The following is a 20,462-nucleotide window of genomic DNA, read 5'->3' as shown; positions in this document are numbered from 1 at the left end:
TGCCGTCGCGTCCCCCGTACGCATGCGGTCCGCTGCACGACGTCGTCGCGCGTCGTCTGCGACATGGACGGGGGAGAGGGATGCTGGCGATTCTGGTGGGTCTTGTGCCCGCGTTCGGCTTTGGCCTCATGGGCTGCGTTTCGCAGTTGGTGGGCGGCAGCGTCGCAAACAAGCAGCTGGGGCTTGCCCTCCCTACGCTGCCTCTCGCCCTTGTCATGTCGCTGGTCCGTCCGGTCGCCTGGTCGTCGGGGCTTGTCGTGGCGGCCGCCATCGATGGCATTGCCTGGAGCGCGTCGGAGGCCCTGCTTCTCTACAGCTTTGGCATCCTGGGTGTGTCGCGCTCGGTGCCCGTGTCCACTGGCGTCCAGCTCCTGGGCACGTCGGCGATTGGCGTGCTGTTCCTTGGTGAGTGGCGGGGGCAGTCCCAGCTGGCCTTGGGCCTACTCGCCCTCGTGCTCGTGGCTGCGGGCGTGGTTCTCTGCTCTCGCGAGGACGCTTCCGCCATCGAATCCGCCGCATCTCGTCCTGGGCACGAGGGCTGGTCGGCGAACGCACGAGGCATGGCCTGCGTCATGCTGTCCGCCGGCCTGAGCGTCGCCTATGCCTCGACGAGCAGCATCTTTGCCGTCGATGCCCTGGACCTTCTGCTGCCACAGTCACTGTTCATGGTCGCAAGCTCGTTCGCGATAGGGCTCGTCTCATCCAAGGGCAGGCTGGTCGGCAGCCCTGAGGCGGTTCTCGGACGCAAGACTTGGGAGAACATGCTCGCGGGAGCGCTTTTCGCCATTGCGAACGCATGCGTTCTGCTGTCCAACCAGATGAACGGCCTCGCCGTGGGTTGGACCCTTGCCCAGATGAACGTCATCGTGTCGACCGTTGGCGGCCTAGTCCTGCTCCACGAGCACAGGTCGGCCCGAGGCCTTGCCTTCGTCGTCACGGGCATGGCTCTGGTCGCCTTTGGCGGCGTTCTTATTGGGCTGACCAAGGCCTGACGCTCGGATTGCCTGTGGGTGAGGGTGGATTGCATGCAAGCATCCTAGATCGGACGAGGTCATCGTCAGCCATGAGGACACGCTAGAGCATGTGAACCCAAAGGACCTGGAAATCAGCCCCTGGCGTGACTAACTAGGGGCTGGCGCACTCTGCAAAAACAATCCACTCGATGGGCCGATAGCCACCTGTACGCAGATGTTGATGGCCCCATTGGTGAGCCGGCACCTAGCTTCGGGCCATTCGTCGGCCGCCATCCTGATGACGCACGCGAATTCGTAGGACTTGCTGTTATTTCTCTGTTGCTGTCTTAACTTATCCATATCAATGGATGGACAAGTTAAATCTATCAGTACCAACTAACAGCTAAAACAATTCCGGTTGGCGGAATATTTGTACCGTTCACACCAACTTGTATAGTCAAGTTTGTGAATGCGTCATACATTCTCACTAGACGGATTTGAAGTCACCCGTACGAATTTTGCATGCATGGCTACTGGAAATCAGGGGGTGTCTGATGGGGAAGCGCCTGCTTCATACCGGTGTGAGCGCAAATGAAGTCGGTCGATATGTCCTGATTCCCGGCAGCGTCGAGCGTGCTGCCTTGATTTCCGAGTATTTTGATAATTCCCACGAAGTGGCCCATCGTGGCGGCTATCTAACCTTCTATGGCACTCTTGAAGGTGTTCCTGTAACCGTCACGTCCACGGGCATTGGTGGGCCTGCTATGGCGCTCGCCGTTGAAGAGCTGAGCGAATGCGGTGCGGACACCTTCATACGAGTGGGCTCCTGTGCCTCGAGCTCGCCCGTCTCAAAGATTGGTGACGTAATAATTCCAAGGGGCGCGGTGCGAATGGAGGGTACCGGAGATTATTTTCTGCCCCGCGATTTTCCCGCCGTTCCGGACTATCAGCTATTTCGATGCCTGGAGCAAGCAGCTAGCCAAAGTGGCTTTCCTTACAACACGGGTGTCACAATCACAAAAGACTCCTTCTACACCGAGGCTGCGCCCGAAACCAAGCCCGTTCATGACGAGCTCTCCTTTCGGTGGGATTCTTATGAGAGAGCTGGGGCAACGAATACGAGCATGGAGTGTGCGCCGCTGTTCCTCCTGGGTTCCGCCAAAGGCCTGCGCTGCGCCTCGATAATGATCTGTGCAACTAACTATCGGACATATTCCAACGACAAGCAGGATTATCCAGCTGCATGGGAGAGGCGTGCAATCGAGGTCGCCATAGCAGGGCTTCGCATGCTTATCCATGCTGACCGATTCAAGATCTAGGGAGGTCGCAGCAATGAGCAAGCAGATGATGCACCTCGCCATCCAGGAAGGTGATGTCGGGGAGTACGTGTTCTTGCCTGCAACGCCGGAGTGCGCCGTCCGTATCGCGGACTCTCTTGACGATGCCGTTGAGGTTGCCTGCAACCGGGAGTTCCGCACTTTCACGGGCCTGCTCGACCAGACAAGGGTTTCCGTCACATCTTCCGGACTGGGTGGACCCGCCTTGGGCATTGCAGTCGAGGAGCTGCATGAATGCGGCGCGCGAACCCTTGTCAAGGTAGACACTTGCGAGGCGCTTGTGCCATCCGTCCATACGGGAGACCTCATTTTTCCCAACGGTGCCGTGCGTATGGAGGGGGTGGGTAGGCAGTATGCGCTCGAAGAGTATCCTGCCGTGCCGGACACAGACGTTCTAGCTGCCCTCTGCGATGTGGGGAGGGGGAGAGATGCCACCAGTCACGTGGGTGTTGTGGTCACGAAGGCGCGATTCTCTTCTCAATTCTTGACTGGGTCCGGTCCTATGGAGCGCCAGCTTAGGGATAGGTGGGACGCCTATGCCCAAGGAGGTGCCCTTGCGGGCGAGATGTCCTGCGCCACGCTTTTTGTCATTGCGGGATCCCTGCGCATGCGGGCGGCGGCAGTTTTGGGCAACGGTTGTGAGGCAGGGTACTATTCCGATGACGAAGCGAATTGGGCGTTGGACCCCCTGAATCTGGCAATCGACGTGGCCGTCGAGGGCATGCGGCTACTGATTGCTCGCGACAAGGCAGAGGCGGGGGTGCGAGCATGATTGAGCATGAGCCTAAGACTCAGGTGGTCGCCCTGCACGACATTCCGATTCCTGACGGCGACAAGAATCCCGGGATGCCTCTCTACGTGCGCATCTACGATACGCTCTATAACCTCATCCGTTCGGATGAGGTGCGGGAGGGCATGCAGCTTCCCAGCGAGAGCCAGCTTGCCGAACACTTTGGCATGAGCCGGGGCACCATCCGCAAGGCCATGCGTTACCTTGTAGAGGACGGCCTGCTGATAAAGGGCCAGGGTCGTTGTGCGGAAATCGCCCCCCAGGGCAAAGTTCAGCTTGAAGGCTTGCAGACCTACACCAATGCTTGTGAGACCTTCTGCACTCTTCCCATCACTCATCATCATGCGAGCTGGCGCTTCACCCTTGCCGGACACTGGCTGAGCGTTCAGTTGGGCATACCCGAGGGTGCCTTGGTGCTCACCTCTGACATCCTCTACTACAGCGACCAGTCTCCGGTCGCCAAGTCCATCTGGCTCATCCCAGCCGGCTACCTTGAGGAGTCCTCCGTTGATCCCAGCGATGAAGCCACCATGGATGAATTCCTCTTCGATACGATTCAGTCTCAGGTTGTGGATACGCATACCGATATCACGATAGCGCAGGGCGCGCCGGATTGGTGTCGTGATGCGGACCTCGTGCTTTGCCTGAGCGAGATTGCCTATGGCAAAGAAGCCCCTATAGGACACTTCAAGAACTACCTCAGGAGCGATTGCTATCGCCTGGAAATGAGGCGAGAGGGCGCACAGCGTCATCTCTGACAATTCTGGTGAGCCTCCGCCTTCCCTCTCACGTTTGTAGGTGCCATCCGTTGAGCTATTCGTTCCGAAAGGAGGGACCTGGCTTGTCCCGCGCTTTTACAGGCGGTCCGTACGGTGTGGTGGGAGTGCGGTCGCATCCCCAGCGTTGCCAGTAAAGGGCTTTGTACTTAGGAGGAATAATGCTGGATCGTCGTTCGTTCGTCACCGTCAGCCTCGGTACCGTTAGTGCTCTCGTTCTTGCTGGTTGCAGTAAGGGCGGATCCGATTCTGATGTCGCCCCTGCCAAGGACGGTTTCTCGTCCGATGGCGCCAAGGGCAAGAAAGTGATCTTCTTGGTGAGCGGCAACCTTGGCGACAAGGGCTTCTACGACTCGACTGCCAAGGGCATCAACACTCTCGCGAGTGATTATGGCTGCGAGACCAAGATTGTCGAAATGGGTCGTGACGAGACTACCTACGAGGCTACGCTGAGGGACGTGTCTGACCAGGATTGGGATCTGATCGTCTGTTCGACCTTCTCGATGCGAGAGGTTCTCGAAGGGGTTGCTCCCGACTATCCCGATAAGAGCTACGTCCTGCTGGACGTCGCCTCGACCGTACCCAACATCCTGGGCGTTTCCTTCCCGGGCAATGAGGCGGGATTCCTGGCCGGCACCGTCGCGGGCAACTACATCCTCGAGAACTTCCCTGACAACAAGGTGGCTGGCTTCATCGGGTCAATGGATGCCCAAGGCATCAACGACTTCCTCGTTGGCTATATCGAGGGCGTCAAGAACGTCGATGAGTCGATTAAGGTTAATACCTCATACGTTGGCTCCTTCGAGGACGTCGCAACCTGCCTCGAGATGACCACCCAGCTCTATAACCAGGGTGCCGAGGTCGTCTATGCTCCCGCATCGCAGAGCATCATGGGCGCCGTCACAGCTTCCAGCAATACCGGTAAGGCTCTCATCGGCTGTGACACCGACATCTACAGCGAGCTCATTGACAGCCAGCCCGATCTGGTTCAGCACGTCCTGACCTCTTCCCTCAAGCGTTTGGATGAGGCCACCATCAAGTCTGCCACAGGTCTTTGGGATGGCAGCCTCAAGGTGGGCACGCCCGTCAATATGGATGTTGCGTACGGCGCCATTGGGCTGGCGGACAACGACAACTATCAGAAGCTTGTGAGCGAGGACACGCGAAAGAAGGTCGACGAGATCACGCAGAAGATAGCGTCCGGTGAAATCAAGCCCAAGAGCGCGTTCGACATGGACACTGAGGAGCTCACCAAGATGCGTGATGGCGCAAAGGCGTAGCTTTCGGTCCGTCGTAGGTCCTCTTGTAGGAAAGAGGGGCGAAAGTCGCCCGAGGATGCCATTGGTGACGGCGCATGCAAGCAGCGGCGCGTGCCAATACGTTTCGCGAACAGATGGATAGCCGTTGAGCACCTGTGCGGTCGGATTATACGACCGCAGTCCGACCGCACGACTTGACGGCTGAGGGAGGGCATCTATGCACGGCGAAGAGGCTTTGCGTATGGAGAACATCACCAAGGTGTATCCAAACGGTGTCATCGCAAATAGTGATATCAATTTCTCAGTTATGAAGGGTGAGATTCATGCCCTGTCGGGCGAAAATGGAGCGGGCAAGTCGACACTCATGAAGATGCTCTTCGGCATCGAGCAGCCCACGCGTGGAGACATATATGTGAACGGCGAGAAGAAGGTCATTTCGTCTTCTGCCGAGGCGATCAGCCTGGGTATCGGCATGGTTCACCAGCACTTCATGTTGGTTCCCTCGCTTTCGGTAGTCGAAAACATGGTGTTGGGCCAGGAGCCACGCCGCGGCGTCATGCTCGATCGAAAGACCGCAAAGGCTCAGGCGAAGGAGGTGTCTGAGAAGTACCATCTTGGAGTTCCGCTGGATGCCCCGGTATACGATCTGTCAGTTGGCCAGAAGCAGAAGGTCGAGATCCTGAAGGCCTTGCTCCATGGTGCAAAGATCCTAATCCTGGACGAGCCTACTGCCGTACTTACCCCACAGGAGACCCAGGAGCTCTTCATAGAACTCAAGAACCTACGTGATGACGGATATACGGTCATTTTCATTTCACATAAGCTAAACGAGGTGCGCGAGCTCTGCGACCGCATCACGATCATCCGTCACGGTCGCACCATGGGCGTCTATGACGTAAGGGACGTGAGCGAACGCGAGATTTCGCGGCTGATGGTTGGTCGTGACGTCGTCCTTCACATGGACAGGACTCCGACAATGCCGGGTGACGTGGTTTTGGACGTCGAGGGGCTTTCGTACTGGAATCATTACGGAAAGCAACGGTTGAACGGCATCTCACTCCGCGCCAGGCGCAATGAGGTTCTGGGCGTGGCCGGCGTTGAGGGCAACGGACAGGCAGAGCTCGTGGACATCATCAGTGGGAATCTCTCGCGTTTCCAAGGATCCGTCAGAGTCTTGGGCAAGGAGGTTTCCGGGATGTCCATCAGGCAAGTGCGCGAACTGGGTGTGAGCTACATTCCCGAAGACCGTATGACCATGGGCATGGCGGGTGACCTTTCAATCACTGACAATCTCATGGCAGACAAGAGCTACCGCGACCGTTTCGTGGGCAAGGTTGGCCTCCTCGACAAGAAAAGCATCCAAGAATATGGCGCTGAAATGGTTGAACGTTACCAGGTCGTCTGTAAGTCACCAGATCAACCCATATCAAGTCTTTCGGGCGGCAATATCCAGAAGGTCGTTCTTGCCCGTGAGCTCTCGAGCAACCCAGAGCTTGTTATTGCCGATCAACCTACGCGCGGCGTAGATGTCGGCGCCTCTGAGTTCATCAGGCAGGAGCTTCGCAACCTGCGAGACCAGGGGAAGTGCGTACTCCTCGTCTCATCCGACCTCAATGAGCTCCTTGGTCTCTCCGATCGCCTAATCGTTCTCTGCGACGGTGGTATAGCGGCGTACTTTGCAGACACCTCCGAAGTGACCGAAGAGGACTTGGGCAGGTTCATGTTGGGAATCGACAGACAGGCTGACGAAGAGATTGCAGGGGTGCGCGCATGAATAACAAGCAAATCAATCTCTTGGTAGATGCCGTAAAACTCCTACTTATCATGGTGATTACGCTCGCTGTGATTGCGGCGATTATCTTCTCGGTGAGCGACGACCCATTGAATGCTCTCTACAACTTCTTTGTGGGACCGTTCCTCTCGATGCGTCGTATCGGCAACATCGTCGAGGGGGCTTGCCCCCTGACATTCACCGCCATGGCGGTCATGCTGATTTTCAAGGCGGGACAATTCTCGATGATTTCGGAGGGCTCATTCTTCATAGGGACCGGAGTGGCAATGTCTATCTCACTCGCCGTCCCCATGCCCACGGGGCTGCATGCCCTCGTTGCGCTCCTTGGTGCTGCACTCGCTGGGGCATTCATTGCGTTTATCCCTGCCATTCTCAAGAAGACCTGGGATGTCAGTGAGGTTGTCACCTCGATCATGCTCAACTACGTGTGCGAGTTCTTCGTCATCTACCTCGTGACGTACCACTTCAAGGAGACCTCGAGTTCCTCGCTCGCCTCATGGGAACTGGCTCCGACGAGTCTCCTTCCCAAGATCGTCCCTGGCACCAACATCCATCTGGGTGTCATCCTGGCCTTGCTCCTCTGCGTGGGCTGCTGGGTCCTTACCAACCGCTCACGCTTTGGGTATCAGCTTAGGTTGACGGGCAGCAACCCTTCCTTTTCGCACTATGCCGGCATCAAGGAAACGGGCGTCATGGTGGGCGCGCAGGTTATTGCTGGAACCATCGCAGGCATGGGTGGCGGCGTCGAGCTTTTGGGCATGTACAACCGCTTCAAATGGACCACATCTCCCGGTTTTGGTTGGACGGGCATCGTCGTTGCTCTGCTGGCAAAGGATAACCCACTCCTGATTCCGCTTAGCGCCTGCTTCTTCTCCTATATCAACACGGGTGCAAACATCATGGCCATGAACAGCGACGTGAGTAACGACGTTGCGCAGATTATCCAAGGCGTCATCATGATGCTCATAGTTTCGGGAGCCCTTCTCCAGCGTTGGCGCCAGAAGCTGGTCGTACGTGCCGCCGAGAAGGAACAGGCCGAGGCCGCTGCCGTTAGCGCCTCTGTCGAGGCTTAGGGGGCAGGACGATGTCTACGGTTCTTGCAAACATCTTCAGCGCCGAGTTCGTGTACATGTGGATTCGCGTCGTCACGCCAATTCTACTTGCCTCGCTTGGCGGTTGCATCTGCAACCAGGCGGGTGTCGTCAACCTTGGTCTCGAGGGCATCATGCTGCTCTCCGCCTTGGCAGGCGTAATAGGCGGTGCCTATGGCGGGGGCCTTCTGGCAGGAGTCGCCTGTGGCCTTGGAGTGGCACTTCTGGTTAGTCTGATTTTTGCCTACTTCCATCTCAACATGGAAGCGGACGCGACCCTCTGTGGTACGGCGATAAACACCTTCGCGGCTGGGGCGACAGTCATGGCCCTCTTCACGCTTACGGGCGAGAAAGGCACGAGCTCCTCTTTGCTCAGCTTCTCTTTTCCTACTATCAACATCCCTTTGATAGATAGAATTCCAATATTGGGCAGCATTGTCTCGGGCCATAACTTCGTGACCTACGTCGCTTTCTTGGCGGTGTTTCTCACCTGGTTCTTGTTTTACCGCACGCCCTTGGGCCTGCGCATACGTTCCATCGGGGAGAACCCTGATGCCGCCGCATCCGTGGGAGTCAACGTCCGCAGGACTCGCTACGTTGCGATTCTTCTGTGCGGGCTCCTTACGGGCATGGGTGGAATGTACATGTCCATGGGCTATCTCAGCATGTTCACTCGGGGTATGGTCGCCGGGCGCGGATTCATAGCCCTTGCGGCTGCCGCCATGGGACAGTCGACTCCCATCGGTGCGCTTCTCTCGTCGATGCTGTTCGCATTCTTCGAGAGCATCTCGAACACCCTGCAATTGTTGGCCCTGCCCTCGCAGTTCATTAGGATGCTGCCTTATGTGGCCACGATTCTTGGTCTCACCATCTATTCGATCCAGAAGAAGAACAAGGCCTATGCCAGGGCACAGGCAGCGGTACAGGAAAAGTAAGGAACAAGGAGAAAAACTCATGGAATTGTTGGACAAGAGTGCAAAGACTCTCGGGGCTCGTCAATACCATATCCACCTTCAACCTGGTGACATTGGCGACTATGTGCTGCTGCCCGGCGATCCTGCCCGCAGCGACCGTGTGGCCAAGTATCTCGATGACGCCGAGCTGGTGGGCAACAATCGCGAGCATCGTTCCTTTACGGGTACCTACAAAGGCGTACGCGTTTCGGTGACTTCGACCGGCATGGGCTGCCCCTCCGCATCAATTGCCGCTGAGGAACTGATTAACATCGGAGCGAAGTGCCTCATTCGTATCGGCAGCACCGGCGCGCTGCAGCCCGAGCTTAAGATTGGTGACCTCATCGTCTCAACCGGCTCGATGAAGAATGAGGGCACCTCCAAGTTCTATCTGCCCGATACCTTCCCGGCAGTGCCTGACTTCGACCTGACCCGCTGTCTCATCGATACGGCGCGTGACATGGCGCCCAGTCTGGGATGTGGCGTGTACTACGGGATTGGTGCGAGTGATGACGCCTTCTATGGAGAGACGCCAGAGTGGATTGAGAAGTTGAGCGGATACGGTTGCCTCAATGTCGAGATGGAGGCATCAGCCATCTACACCGTCTGCCATCGTCGTGGCGTGCGTGGTGCCATGGTGTCGGCAGTCTCTGGCAACCTCGTACGCTCTGATGTCATCTATGAGACGGCCAACGTGGGCCTTGAGAATGGCTGGGACCATGAAATCGAGGTCGTTCTCGAGACCATCGCCAAGTTCGACACGGAACAAAGGGACGGCAGGCATTGATTCGGAAATTCATGCACTATCTAACTCGAATCGCTTAACCCCTCGGGTTCCGAGGTGCCCGAACAATTCGGCATAAAGACCCCCAGGCAACCTTTCCAAGGCTTGGAATCCGTCAATAAGGAAGTTCAATGATCAGGACAATCATCGACTGCGACACGGGCATTGACGACTCTGTCGCGATTCTCTTTGCGCTGAGGCGCCCCGAGATTCACGTGGAAGGAATTACGACGGGATGTGGTAACACCAGCGTTGACCAGGCAACCGATAACGTGCTTCGACTTTTGAAGCTCGCCGAGTTGTCTTACGAAATTCCCGTTGCCAAAGGTGCGGGACAGCCTCTGGAAGGGACCTGGGACGGTCCTGTCGTGCGGGTTCATGGACCAAACGGCATAGGGGGCGTCGAGCTTCCGTCCTCGGAGCAGTGTCCTTTGGATGAGCCTGCGAGCGACTTCATCGTGCGCATGGCACGTGAGAATCCGGGCGAGCTTACCGTTATTACCCTAGGGCGAATGACCAATCTCGCTCTGGCGCTGCAGAAGGAGCCCATGCTTCCCAAGCTGGTGAAGAACGTTGTCTCTATGGGTGGTGTGATTTATGGTGCGGGCAACACCAGCCCTGTCGCGGAGGCAAACATTGCAGGTGATCCTGAAGCGGCCGATCAAGTAATCATGGCAGGATTTGATTTGACCATGGTGGGACTCGACGTCACCATGAAGACTCGCATCACGCGACAGCGCCTCGAGTTCCTACGTGCGCATTGTTCCGCCTCAAATCGCCGTGTTGTTGACTATCTCCATGGGGTACTTGAGTACTACCTGGGCTACTACCGGACTCAAGACTTTGCTTTTGACCACTGTCCTGTCCATGATCCCCTGGCGGTCTTGGTTGCTATCGATCCGGGATTGGTGAGCCTGAAGAAACTGCCAACTCGTATTGAGTGTGGTGGGCAATACTGCCGCGGCAAGGTCGTGGTAGACGAGCGCCCGCATCACTTTGATGCGCCGTTCGTGACGCATTGCCTTGCAGTTGCGGGGGATCGGGCGGCGGAGGAACTGCTTTCGACATTCATGTAGGTCTCTACGGTTGTTGGACCGACGATTTGGCATGCCCTGAGGGGAGAAGTCGTGAGTCGCCTTCTGGTACGTAACATAGAAACTCTCGTGTCCTGCGACGCTCGGGATAGCGTATACGAGCAAGTTAACCTCTATTGCGAAGATGGCCTCATTCGTTCGATTGGTCCCGCTGAACCCGAAGCGGACGAGGTTATTGATGGCACGGATATGCTTTGCTATCCCGGGCTGGTAAATGCCCACCATCACCTGTACCAAATCTTCTCGCGAAACCTTCCCCAGGTACAGAACATGGAGCTTTTCGACTGGCTGCGTACCTTGTACGAGATTTGGAAGAACGTCGACGCGGACGTAATTGGCCTCTCGACCATGGTTGGCTTGGGCGAGCTCATGAAGAACGGCTGCACCACGGTCTTTGACCACAACTACGTCTTTCCTGCCGGCGCAGGCGACCTCATGGGAGCGCAGGTCCAAGCTGCCGAACGTGTGGGTGCGCGTATGCATCTCTCGCGTGGGAGTATGGACCTCTCTAAGAAGGATGGTGGCCTGCCGCCAGATTCCGTGGTACAAGATGTCGACCAGATCCTTGCTGACAGCGTCGAGTGCATCCAGCGCTACCATGACGCATCCTTTCAGTCTATGCATCGCGTTGCCCTGGCGCCCTGCTCACCATTCTCGGTGTCGGCAGAGCTCTTGCGCCAGAGTGCCATTCTGGCTCGTGAGTATGGCGTGCGCCTGCACACCCACCTCTGCGAAACCAAGGACGAAGAGACTTACATGCTGGAATCAAGGGGCATCCGTCCTTTGGCCTACATGGAGGAGCTTGGTTGGATAGGTCCGGACGTGTGGTACGCGCATGGCATTCACTTCAATGCCGATGAACTGCCGCTTTTGGCTCGTACCGGAACGGGTATATGCCATTGCCCCATTTCTAATATGAAGCTCTCATCTGGCGTCGCTCGTATCCCAGAGATGCTCGAGATGGGTATTCCTGTTGGACTGGGGGTGGACGGCTCTGCCTCGAATGATGGATCGAATCTGCTCGAGGAACTGCGCGTCGCCTTCCTCCTACACCGACTGAACTCGAGCGACGTCGCCCCCAGTGCATATCAGATGCTCAAGGTTGCCACCATGGGTGGCGCGCTCGTTCTGGGTCGTGCGGATGAAATAGGATCGCTCGAACCTGGCAAGTGTGCCGATTTCTTTCTTGTGGATAGTCGCAGGCTCGAGCTCGTGGGGGCATGCGTTGACCCCTCGGCTGTCCTGGGGACGGTGGGACTCAAGGGCGCCGTTGACCTCACTGTGGTCAACGGAGAGGTGACCGTGCGCGACGGACGTCTGACTCGCGTCGATGAGCGTGCGCTGGCGGATGAGGCAAATAAAAAAGCGATGTCCTACCTTGAGGGATAGGCGGTTCGTTCCCTGTACTTGGTTACATCCAGAACACCCACCGAAAGAGGCAGATGCGATGCGTATCCTAAATATCGGGTCGCTCAACATTGACAAAACATACGAAGTCGACCATTTCGTACAGCCAGGTGAGACACTCATGGCAAGCTCCATGGCTGTCTGTTGTGGGGGCAAGGGGCTCAACCAGTCAATTGCGGCGGCGCGTGCCGGAGCGCAGCTCTGGCACGCCGGTCTCGTGGGAAATGACGGTCAGGCTCTCGTGGACGCTCTCGTTGCGGCTGGTGTGCATACCGAACTCCTGAGACGAATCGATGGGCAGTCCGGTCACGCCATCATCGAGGTCGACCCCTCTGGGCAGAATCGCATTCTTCTCTTTGGCGGTACGAATCGCATGTTGAACGAGAAGACGATAGATGGAATTCTCGATGCCTTTGGCGAGGGGATGGTCCTGCTCCAGAACGAAGTCAACCTCCTTGCCTACATTGTTGACGCGGCGTATCACCGAGGACTACCCGTCGCGCTCAATGCTGCACCAATGAACGACGATGTGCTCGGCTGCGAACTCAGCCATCTTGGCTGGCTGATCATTAACGAGATCGAAGGACGTCAGGTGGCTCAGTGCGAGCGAGATGAGGACATTCTTCCCGCGCTTTCACGTCGCTATCCCAGTCTCAAGGTGCTGCTGACCCTTGGGGAGCGAGGTGCCGTTGTGCTTGCAAACGGGACGAGCTACACCGTGGGCTCCTGTCACGTTGCAGCGAGGGATACGACTGCGGCAGGTGACACCTTCATAGGCTACTTCCTGCGGGGTATTGACCTTGGCTGGGAGCTTGGGGACTGCCTGCGCTTTGCGACTGGGGCGAGTGCCATCAGCGTTACGCGTGAAGGTGCCTCCACTTCGATTCCCAGCTTTGACGAGGTCAAGAGATTTGTCAGTTCTCACAACGACGAGCTCGCTGTCGAAATACAGGGTTTTCGAGCGTAGGACGAAGGATGAGTCACGCATAGACCTGAACGCATGCGTTGACCATGCCGTCTCCAGCCCATCCCCATGACTTTCTAGTCACGGTGATTGAAGAGCTCTCATGATGCACCAGCTGCGTTGTTACCTGCAATTGGCCCCATTCGGGCACGTAACCCGTTGGCGTTCCGTGGTGGTGTCTACTCCCCTGGCTCCCGCACGGACATGCCCAGGCGCATCCTCATGCTGTGGTCGTTGAGCGAGACGCGCGTGGCTCCGCGGGCGTTGGCGCAGGCCGATGCCGCCACCAGGCCTGCTTGTGCGCTGCGGCGCACGCCCAGGTCCTGCACCCAACCCCAGGCGATGCCTGCGGTCATTGCGTCCGAAAACTCGTTGGACTGGGGGATGGGGCCACCAGCCCAGGGCAGGAAGGCGCGCTCGGACTGACTGGCGCAGTACATTCCGCCCTCGTCTAAAGGGATGAACAGCGCGAGTGGGCCGCGCGAGAGAAGCTCGTCCGCCGCCGTGCGAATCGATGCCCTGTCGCGCAGCTCGCGGTCCAGCACCTCCCCCAGCAGCCTGACGTCCAACTTGACGAGCTCGGGTCGCTGTAGGTCGTCCTCCAGGGGCTGGCGCCTGTCGGTGGCGGAGGGCGCGAAGAAGAGTGGCGCATGCACGTTCTGCCAGAGGAAGGAGCGCGACTCGGGCGGGACGCTGGAGTCCACGATGCAGACGGCCGCTCGGTCAATCACGTCCAGGTGCGCAGCCAGGTAGTCTGCCGTCAGGAGCTCGAAGGCCTTGGCGTCCCTCAAGACGAGTCGGCGGGTTCCGTTGGGACGGGTCATGTAGACGTTGGATGCGGTCTCGAGTCCGCGCGACACGAGGGAGTCGCTGATGTCCACCCCGTCGCGTCGGCAGCCATCCATGAGTCGCTCGGCGTTTGCGTCATCGCCAAAGACGGACACGAGCCTCACCTGGCGGTCCAGGTGGGCCAGGAACTGTGCCACGCTGCGTGCCGATCCGCTGGCGACACTGCGCACCGTGCCTTCGAGCTGCTCCGTGCCATCGGCATCGCGCTCGGGCCAGCCGATGACGTCGATGCACGCGGCTCCCACCACAGCGATGTAGGGACTCTCCTGCAGTATGTAGCGCCTGCCAAGGATAGCGCCCTTGCGTGTGAGGTTCGACACGTGCACGGCCACCGACGAGCGCGAGATGCGCGCCTTCTCGGCAAGCTCCTTCTGGGTGATGGAGGGGTTCTCTCGTATCCATCCCAGGATCTGTCGTTCCCTGTCGGTGATCATGGCGGCTCCAATCCACTAAGCAACAGTTTATCGGCTCAACGTGGTCACGGGCGAGAGGAGCCGCTGGCCTCGGGTTGCGTGCCGTCCGTGCCTGGCTCGCCGCCTCCGCTGGGAGGGCCGCGCTCCTCTCTGCCGTGGTAAAATGCCAGACTGCAAAAGGCGGACGCCGCAGCTAGAGGGGGAGGTTAGACGTGGCCGAGAAGCGTGACCTGCTCGATGACCTCATCGACATACAGCAGGACTGGGCAAGCGTCTCGAACCCCCTGGGTGGCATCGCCGACACCCTTGCTGCCGACCCGTCCAAGGTGAGGCAGTTCGACCCCTCCGAGTTCAAGGAGCGGCCGCGCGTCAACTCGATCTTCTGCCTGCGCGTCTCGTCCGGCAGGGATGACGTCTGCAGCCGCTGCCTGGACGTGTGTCCCGTGGATGCCATCCAGATCAAGGGCGCTGCCATAAAGGTGCTGGACAGCTGCCGCAAATGCGGGCTCTGCACCATGGCCTGCCCCACCGAGGCATTCCTGGTCCAGAGGATCATGGCCAAGCAGCTCTATGACAAGATCGTCCGCGTGGCCAGCGCCTACGAACAATGCTACGTGACCTGCACCCGCGCCATCGGTCGCCTGCCCAAGGACAACGAGGTGGTGCTGCCCTGCGTGGGCGCCATGCCTACCGAGGTCTGGCACGCCCTCCTGAGCGAGTTCGACAACGTGAGCGTCTACCTGCCCCTGGGCATCTGCGACCGCTGCCGCACCACCACGGGCGAAGCGGCGTATGTTGACCAGATCGGGCAGGCCGAGGAGTGGAGCGGCGGCTCGGTGGGCCTTGAGGTCGACGAGGGACAAATGACCCACGAGCAGACGCGCGCCTACAAGCGCGGCCAGTTCGTGAACAGCATGGTCCAGGCGGGCCAGACGGCCCTCCTTGCCGGCAACCCCTCGCTCCTGGGTGCCAAGGCGGTGGCCCAGCGCATCCAAGACCACTCGCGCAAGATCACCAGCATGCAGCGCGAGCTCGAGCGCATGGTGGGCGACAAGACCACGGCCAACCGACGTCGCGTGCTCACGCAGAAGCGCAAGACCCTGCTCACCACCCTCCAGGGCCGGCCCCGCCTCGCGCGGCCCATCGTCCTGGACGTCCCCAGCTGCGATCCAAGCCGTTGCACCATGTGCGGGGACTGCGTCAAGGCCTGTCCCGTGCATGCCTGCGACCTCGACGCGGGAGGGCGCTTCTCCGTCGAGGCAGCCTATTGCCTCAACTGTGGGGCCTGCGCGAAGGTGTGCCCCGAGGGGGCCCTGACCATGGTGGCGGGCGACCCGCAACAGCTCGTGGTGCGCGACGAGGAGGCGGAGCGCCGTGCCAGGGCGGCGGCCAAGCAGCGGGAACAGGTCCAGAAGGCCAAAGAGGAGGGCAAGAGGCAGCTCAAGCGCGGTCTCGACATCCTCGAGCGCCTGGCGGACGACTAGAGACCAGCAAGGGCGAGGGACGCGGGCGTCCCTCGCATGGAATAGGAGTTGAGGACGTGGCACTTTCCATCGGCATCGTGGGCCTTCCCAACGTGGGCAAGTCGACCCTGTTCACCGCGCTCACGCGCAAGGGCGGTCTCGCGGCCAACTACCCCTTCGCGACGATCGACCCCAACGTGGGCATCGTGGACGTGCCGGACGCACGCTTGCAGAGGCTGGCAGACATCGTGCATCCCGCACGCATCGTTCCGGCGACGGTCGAGTTCGTGGACATTGCCGGCCTGGTGAAGGGCGCAAACGAGGGAGAGGGGCTGGGCAACCAGTTCCTGTCCAACATTCGTAACACCGACGCCATCTGCGAGGTCGTGCGCTACTTCTCCGACCCCGACGTGGTGCATGTGGACGGGCGCGTCGACCCTGGCTCCGACGCCGACACCATCCAGACCGAGCTCGTCCTGGCGGACCTCGGCACGCTCGAGCGCGCCATCCCCAAGCTCGAGAAGGAGGCCAAGCGCGACAAGGAGAAGGCCCCCAACCTGGCCATCGCCAAGAGGCTCCAAGACTGGCTCAACGAGGGCAAGCGTGCGGCCGAGCTCGACATGAGCGACGACGAGCGCGCGGCGGCCCACGACCTCTTCCTCCTCACCATGAAGCCCATGCTCTATGTGGCCAACGTCGACGAGGACAAGGTCTCCGAGGTGCCCGCTCCCATCAACGGCCAGACGCCCATTCCCATCTGCGCTGAGGTCGAGGCGGAGCTCGCCGAGCTCGACGCCGAAGAGGCGGCCGAGTACCTCGAGTCCCTGGGCTTGGAGCACAGCGGGCTCGAGACCCTGGCACAGGCCGCCTACCACCTGCTAGGACTGCAGAGCTACTTCACGGCGGGCGAGAAGGAGGTCAAGGCCTGGACGGTCCACATCGGTGCCAAGGCACCCGAGGCCGCCGGCGTGATCCACTCCGACTTCGAGCGCGGCTTCATCAAGGCCAAGACCATCAGCTACGAGGACTACGTCGAGCTGGGTGGCGAGGCCGGCGCGCGTGAGGCTGGCCGCCTGCGCATGGAGGGCAAGGACTACGTCGTCCAGGATGGCGACGTGATGGAGTTCATGTTCAACGTGTAGCGAGCTGGGTTGCTGAGCCTGTGGGCCGTGCGACCCTCACAGCCCCCCTCGCCCTGCAAGTTTGCTCGTCGAGTGCGCAAGCTTAAGCCTTGCTACTTCGCGAGTGCGCAAGCTTAAGCCTTGCTACTTCGCGAGTGCGCAAGCTTAAAGGCCGGAATTGCGCACTCGACAACGAAGACCGCCCCTCTCGCCACGAAGGGCCAGGTGGCCGGAAGCCGAGTGCGCAATTTGAAGCCTTCAGACTGCGCACTCGACGCTTGGGCGGTGGAGAGGGTCCGCGACTGGATCGGTCGCGGATCCTGAAAGAGAAAAACTCCGCAGCTGACCCCAGCCGGCTAACCCCCGGCTCGTCCTAGCTTGCTGCGGAGACCAAGAGACTCCCCGTGTCACAGCGGGTAAGAGAACCGCCATCCCTGGGGGGCACCAGTCCTCCTGACCGCGGCACTAGGACTTGTAGTCGTTTCCCAGCACCACGACCACGTCGACGCTGCTGTTCCAGCTGCCGTCGTTCTCCTCGATGATGGAGTCGTCCAAGCCCAGCGTCCTTGCCGCGCCACGGGCCTTTGCCGACGACGAGGCGTTGTAGATGACGCGCGTGGTGTCCGAGTTGGAGTCCGCGTTGCCCGCCATGGCCGAGAAGCCCGCGCCTACGAGCTTGTTGGCGGCGTTGCCCGCAGCGCCGTTCTTGCCGCTCGCGTTGAGCACGCTCACGTTCCCGGAGTAGACGGGCTCCTCGCTTGCGCTCGAGGCGGTGCCGGAGTCGCCGCCCGAGCTCTTGCCAACCGACCCCGCCACGCCTGCGGTGGTGTCCTGCGAGGCGTCGCTGTAGGGTGGAAGACCCTGGTCGACGCGGTCCATCATCACCTTCCATGCTGCAGTGTCGCAGATCTCGTACCAGAGGTCGTTCATGTACTTGGCGGTCGTGGGACAGAGTCCGGAGTAGATGTCCTCGTCCACGTCCATGCCGATGAGCTGCGAGGCAAGGCCTGCGATGGACGAGACGTCGAGGTCGGTGGTGACGTATCCCGCCATGGTCGAGACCGTGTTGGCCATGGTGATGGGGTCGCTGGAGAGCACCTTCTTGGTGACGGCGCCAATGAGCATGCGCTGGTTGGCGGCGCGGTAGAAGTCGCCGCCCCCGTAGTTGTCGTAGGCGTGGCGGGTGCGTCCCAGGAGGGCGGCCGTCTGGCCGTCCAGGGTGTTCTCGCCCGCGGGGAGATCGAGACCGGTGTAGTCGGGGTCCTTGACGTCCACGGGCAGGTCGACGGTGACGCCTCCCACTTGGTCGACGATGGCCGCGAATCCGTCCATGTCCACCTCGGCATAGTGGGAGATCGAGACTCCGGCGAACTCGGAGACGACCTTCGTCGCGTAGGCCGCGCCGCCATAGGAGTAGGCGGCGTTGATCTTCTGCTTGCCGTTGACCCCCAGGTCGACGTAGGTGTCGCGGGGAATGGAGACCAGCGTCACCTTCTTGTTCTGGGGGTCCACGCGGGCAAGGATGATCGTGTCGGTGCGGTAGTTGCTGCTGTCGGCCCCGTACTGCGAGTCCTGGGTGCGCTCCTCGTCCTTGTCGACGCCCAGGAGCAGCATGTAGAAGGGCTCGTTGTACTTGGTCTCGGTGAGGACGGAGCGAAGCTCGCTGGTCACGCCAGCGCCCAGCTTGCCGTTGATGCTGATGACGTAGCCCCAGACGCTGACGGCGGCAGCCACGAGCAGGACGGCCACACTTGCGAGGACGCCGCGCAGCACCTTGCCCCTGCGGGCTGCGGCGCGCTTCTTGGCGTAGTAGGGCAGGGCGTTGCGCCTGGAGAGGATGTCTGCCGAGGGGCCGCCGGCGAAGCGCCTTCCCCTGCTGGCGCGTCCTCGCGCCTGCTCCTGGTCGCTGTTCCTCAGATGTTGCATGGGCTAGCTCCGCATCGCTGTCTACTCGTAGTCGGCCCCGAGGGTGACCACGACGTCGTAGCCGTCGTACTGGCTGTCGTTGCTCTCCTTGTATGTGACCTTGAGCCCGAGGGTCTGGGCGACCCCCGCCGCCTCGGCCTCGTGGCCCTTCGCGTAGGTGATGGTCGTGGCCTGCGCGCGCGAGCCCGCGTTGCCGGAGCTGGCGTCGAAGCCCGTTGCATCCAGCCTGTCGGCAGTCTTGCCCGCAAGGCCGTCGGTGTGGGTGCCGTTGAGCACGAGCACGTCGCCCGAGTAGCTGGGCTCGACGTCGGAGGATGTAGAGGCGTTCCTCTCGCCTGTCGAACCACCCTGGGTGGTCGCGGCGGTCGAACTTGCGTTGGAGCTGTTGTCGCCGATCCGCGCCGAGGCGTCGCTCGCCAGGTCTTGGTCGCCATCCTCGTAGGGGCTGAGGCCCCTGTTGACGCGGTCCATCATCTTCTTCCAGGCGGCAGTGTCGCAGATTTCGTACCAGGTGTCGTTGACGTACTCCGGCGTCGTGGGTTCCATGCCGCTCATGATGTCGCTGTTGACGTCCATGCCAAGGAACTGGGTCGAGAGGCTGGCGATCGACGACACGTCCATGTCGGTGGTGACGTAGCCGGCGAGGGTCGACACCGTGGACGCGAGCGTCAGGGGGTTGCTCGCCAGCACCTTCTGGACCACGGCGCTGATCACGATGCGCTGGTTGGCGGCACGATAGCGGTCCCCGTCGCCGTAGACGTCGTAGGCGTGGCGGGCGCGACAGAGAAGGGCCGCGGTCCTGCCGTCCAGGGTGTTCTGGCCTGCCTTGAGGTCGAGGCCGGTGTAGTCGGGGTCCTTCACGTCCACGGGCAGATCGACGGTGACGCCACCCACCTGGTCCACGACCGCAGCGAGGCCGTCCATGTCGACCTCGGCGTAGTGCGAGATGGGCACGCCCGCGAAGTCCGATATGACCTGGGTGGCGTAGGCCGCCCCGCCGATGGAGTAGGCGGCGTTAATCTTCTGGGTGCCGTTGGAGCCGAGCTTGACCTGGGTGTCTCGGTGGATGGAGACGAGCGTGACCTTCTTGTTCTGGGGGTCGATGCGCACCAGCATGATGGAGTCGGAGCGATACGCGTTGTCGGAGCTGCCGTACTCGGAGCCTCCGGCACGCGACTCGTCCTTGTCGATGCCCAGGAGCAGCATGTAGAAGGGGTCGCCGGCCTCGTGGTCGCTGAGCACGGACGAGAGGGTCTTGCTCACGCCCTTGTTGAGCTGGGCATTGATGTTGCTGACGTAGGCCCAGGCAGTGGTTCCCAGCGCGACCATGGCGACGAGCAGGGTCACGAGCACGACGCGCACGGCGGCATGGCGGCGACGCGAGCGGCGCATCCGGGAGTAGTGCTCCAGAGACCCCTCGCGCGAGAGCTCCTGGGCTCCGAGCTGTTCTGGCTGCGAACTCCTGCTCTTGGCCAAGGGGGCTCCTTTAC

Annotated in this window: 17 protein-coding genes; 14 read left to right on the top strand and 3 right to left on the bottom strand. The window is 60.2% G+C overall.

Annotated elements, in window-relative coordinates:
- Window positions 1-80: 80 nt before the first annotated feature.
- The 12 genes from BQ7388_RS05905 to BQ7388_RS05850 all read left to right on the top strand — a co-directional run bounded on the left by BQ7388_RS05905 (window position 81) and on the right by BQ7388_RS05850 (window position 13,203).
- A complete protein-coding gene (locus tag BQ7388_RS05905; RefSeq protein ID WP_072499993.1) occupies window positions 81-992 on the top strand; it encodes a GRP family sugar transporter in 912 nt (303 codons plus the stop codon).
- A 515-nt stretch (window positions 993-1,507) separates the two neighbouring features.
- The gene (locus BQ7388_RS05900; protein ID WP_072499992.1) at window positions 1,508-2,272 is read left to right on the top strand and encodes a nucleoside phosphorylase; all 765 of its coding nucleotides are present in this window, start codon (window positions 1,508-1,510) and stop codon (window positions 2,270-2,272) included.
- A gap of 13 nt (window positions 2,273-2,285) precedes the next feature.
- Window positions 2,286-3,062 carry a nucleoside phosphorylase gene (locus BQ7388_RS05895; RefSeq protein ID WP_072499991.1) on the top strand — a complete coding sequence of 259 codons (777 nt, stop codon included), beginning with the start codon at window positions 2,286-2,288 and terminating at the stop codon, window positions 3,060-3,062.
- Window positions 3,059-3,838 carry a GntR family transcriptional regulator gene (locus BQ7388_RS05890; RefSeq protein ID WP_072499990.1) on the top strand — a complete coding sequence of 260 codons (780 nt, stop codon included), beginning with the start codon at window positions 3,059-3,061 and terminating at the stop codon, window positions 3,836-3,838. The genes BQ7388_RS05895 and BQ7388_RS05890 overlap by 4 nt, the downstream gene beginning before the upstream one ends.
- Window positions 3,839-4,017: 179 nt before the next feature.
- On the top strand, window positions 4,018-5,136 hold the full coding sequence (locus BQ7388_RS05885) for a BMP family ABC transporter substrate-binding protein (RefSeq protein ID WP_072499989.1): 1,119 nt from the start codon (window positions 4,018-4,020) through the stop codon (window positions 5,134-5,136).
- A 220-nt stretch (window positions 5,137-5,356) separates the two neighbouring features.
- Entirely contained in the window at window positions 5,357-6,889 is a 1,533-nt protein-coding gene (locus tag BQ7388_RS05880; RefSeq protein WP_200781438.1) for an ABC transporter ATP-binding protein, read from the top strand.
- The gene (locus tag BQ7388_RS05875) at window positions 6,886-7,980 is read left to right on the top strand and encodes an ABC transporter permease (protein WP_072499987.1); all 1,095 of its coding nucleotides are present in this window, start codon (window positions 6,886-6,888) and stop codon (window positions 7,978-7,980) included. Before BQ7388_RS05880 ends, BQ7388_RS05875 begins: the two co-directional genes overlap by 4 nt.
- A gap of 11 nt (window positions 7,981-7,991) precedes the next feature.
- A complete protein-coding gene (locus BQ7388_RS05870; protein WP_072499986.1) occupies window positions 7,992-8,933 on the top strand; it encodes an ABC transporter permease in 942 nt (313 codons plus the stop codon).
- A 19-nt stretch (window positions 8,934-8,952) separates the two neighbouring features.
- Window positions 8,953-9,738 (top strand): nucleoside phosphorylase, encoded by a 786-nt coding sequence (locus BQ7388_RS05865; protein WP_072499985.1) that lies wholly within the window; start codon window positions 8,953-8,955, stop codon window positions 9,736-9,738.
- 128 nt (window positions 9,739-9,866) lie between these two features.
- Window positions 9,867-10,811, top strand: a complete 945-nt coding sequence (locus BQ7388_RS05860) for a nucleoside hydrolase (RefSeq protein WP_072499984.1) — start codon at window positions 9,867-9,869, stop codon at window positions 10,809-10,811.
- 51 nt (window positions 10,812-10,862) lie between these two features.
- Window positions 10,863-12,218: an 8-oxoguanine deaminase gene (locus tag BQ7388_RS05855; RefSeq protein WP_072499983.1), complete on the top strand. Its 1,356-nt coding sequence runs from the start codon at window positions 10,863-10,865 to the stop codon at window positions 12,216-12,218.
- Window positions 12,160-13,203 (top strand): ribokinase, encoded by a 1,044-nt coding sequence (locus tag BQ7388_RS05850; RefSeq protein WP_083558285.1) that lies wholly within the window; start codon window positions 12,160-12,162, stop codon window positions 13,201-13,203. Before BQ7388_RS05855 ends, BQ7388_RS05850 begins: the two co-directional genes overlap by 59 nt.
- A gap of 176 nt (window positions 13,204-13,379) precedes the next feature.
- Here BQ7388_RS05850 and BQ7388_RS05845 read toward each other — a convergent pair whose 3' ends face one another.
- A complete protein-coding gene (locus BQ7388_RS05845) occupies window positions 13,380-14,483 on the bottom strand; it encodes a PfkB family carbohydrate kinase (RefSeq protein WP_072499981.1) in 1,104 nt (367 codons plus the stop codon).
- Between the two features lie 191 nt (window positions 14,484-14,674).
- Here BQ7388_RS05845 and BQ7388_RS05840 point away from each other — a divergent pair, with 191 nt between their 5' ends.
- Both BQ7388_RS05840 and ychF read left to right on the top strand, forming a co-directional pair.
- Window positions 14,675-15,946, top strand: coding sequence for a 4Fe-4S binding protein (locus tag BQ7388_RS05840; protein ID WP_072499980.1), 1,272 nt, complete (start codon window positions 14,675-14,677; stop codon window positions 15,944-15,946).
- 56 nt (window positions 15,947-16,002) lie between these two features.
- Window positions 16,003-17,067: a redox-regulated ATPase YchF gene (gene ychF, locus BQ7388_RS05835; RefSeq protein ID WP_009278095.1), complete on the top strand. Its 1,065-nt coding sequence runs from the start codon at window positions 16,003-16,005 to the stop codon at window positions 17,065-17,067.
- A 444-nt stretch (window positions 17,068-17,511) separates the two neighbouring features.
- Here the strand turns inward: ychF and BQ7388_RS05830 are convergent, their stop codons facing one another.
- Entirely contained in the window at window positions 17,512-18,972 is a 1,461-nt protein-coding gene (locus BQ7388_RS05830; RefSeq protein WP_072499979.1) for an LCP family protein, read from the bottom strand.
- A gap of 21 nt (window positions 18,973-18,993) precedes the next feature.
- Window positions 18,994-20,448 (bottom strand): LCP family protein, encoded by a 1,455-nt coding sequence (locus BQ7388_RS05825; RefSeq protein ID WP_234946876.1) that lies wholly within the window; start codon window positions 20,446-20,448, stop codon window positions 18,994-18,996.
- Between the last annotated feature and the right edge of the window lie 14 nt (window positions 20,449-20,462).

Source organism: Olsenella phocaeensis, assembly GCF_900120385.1.
GTDB classification, from domain to species: domain Bacteria; phylum Actinomycetota; class Coriobacteriia; order Coriobacteriales; family Atopobiaceae; genus Olsenella_I; species Olsenella_I phocaeensis.
This window is presented reverse-complemented; position numbering and strand designations above follow the sequence as displayed.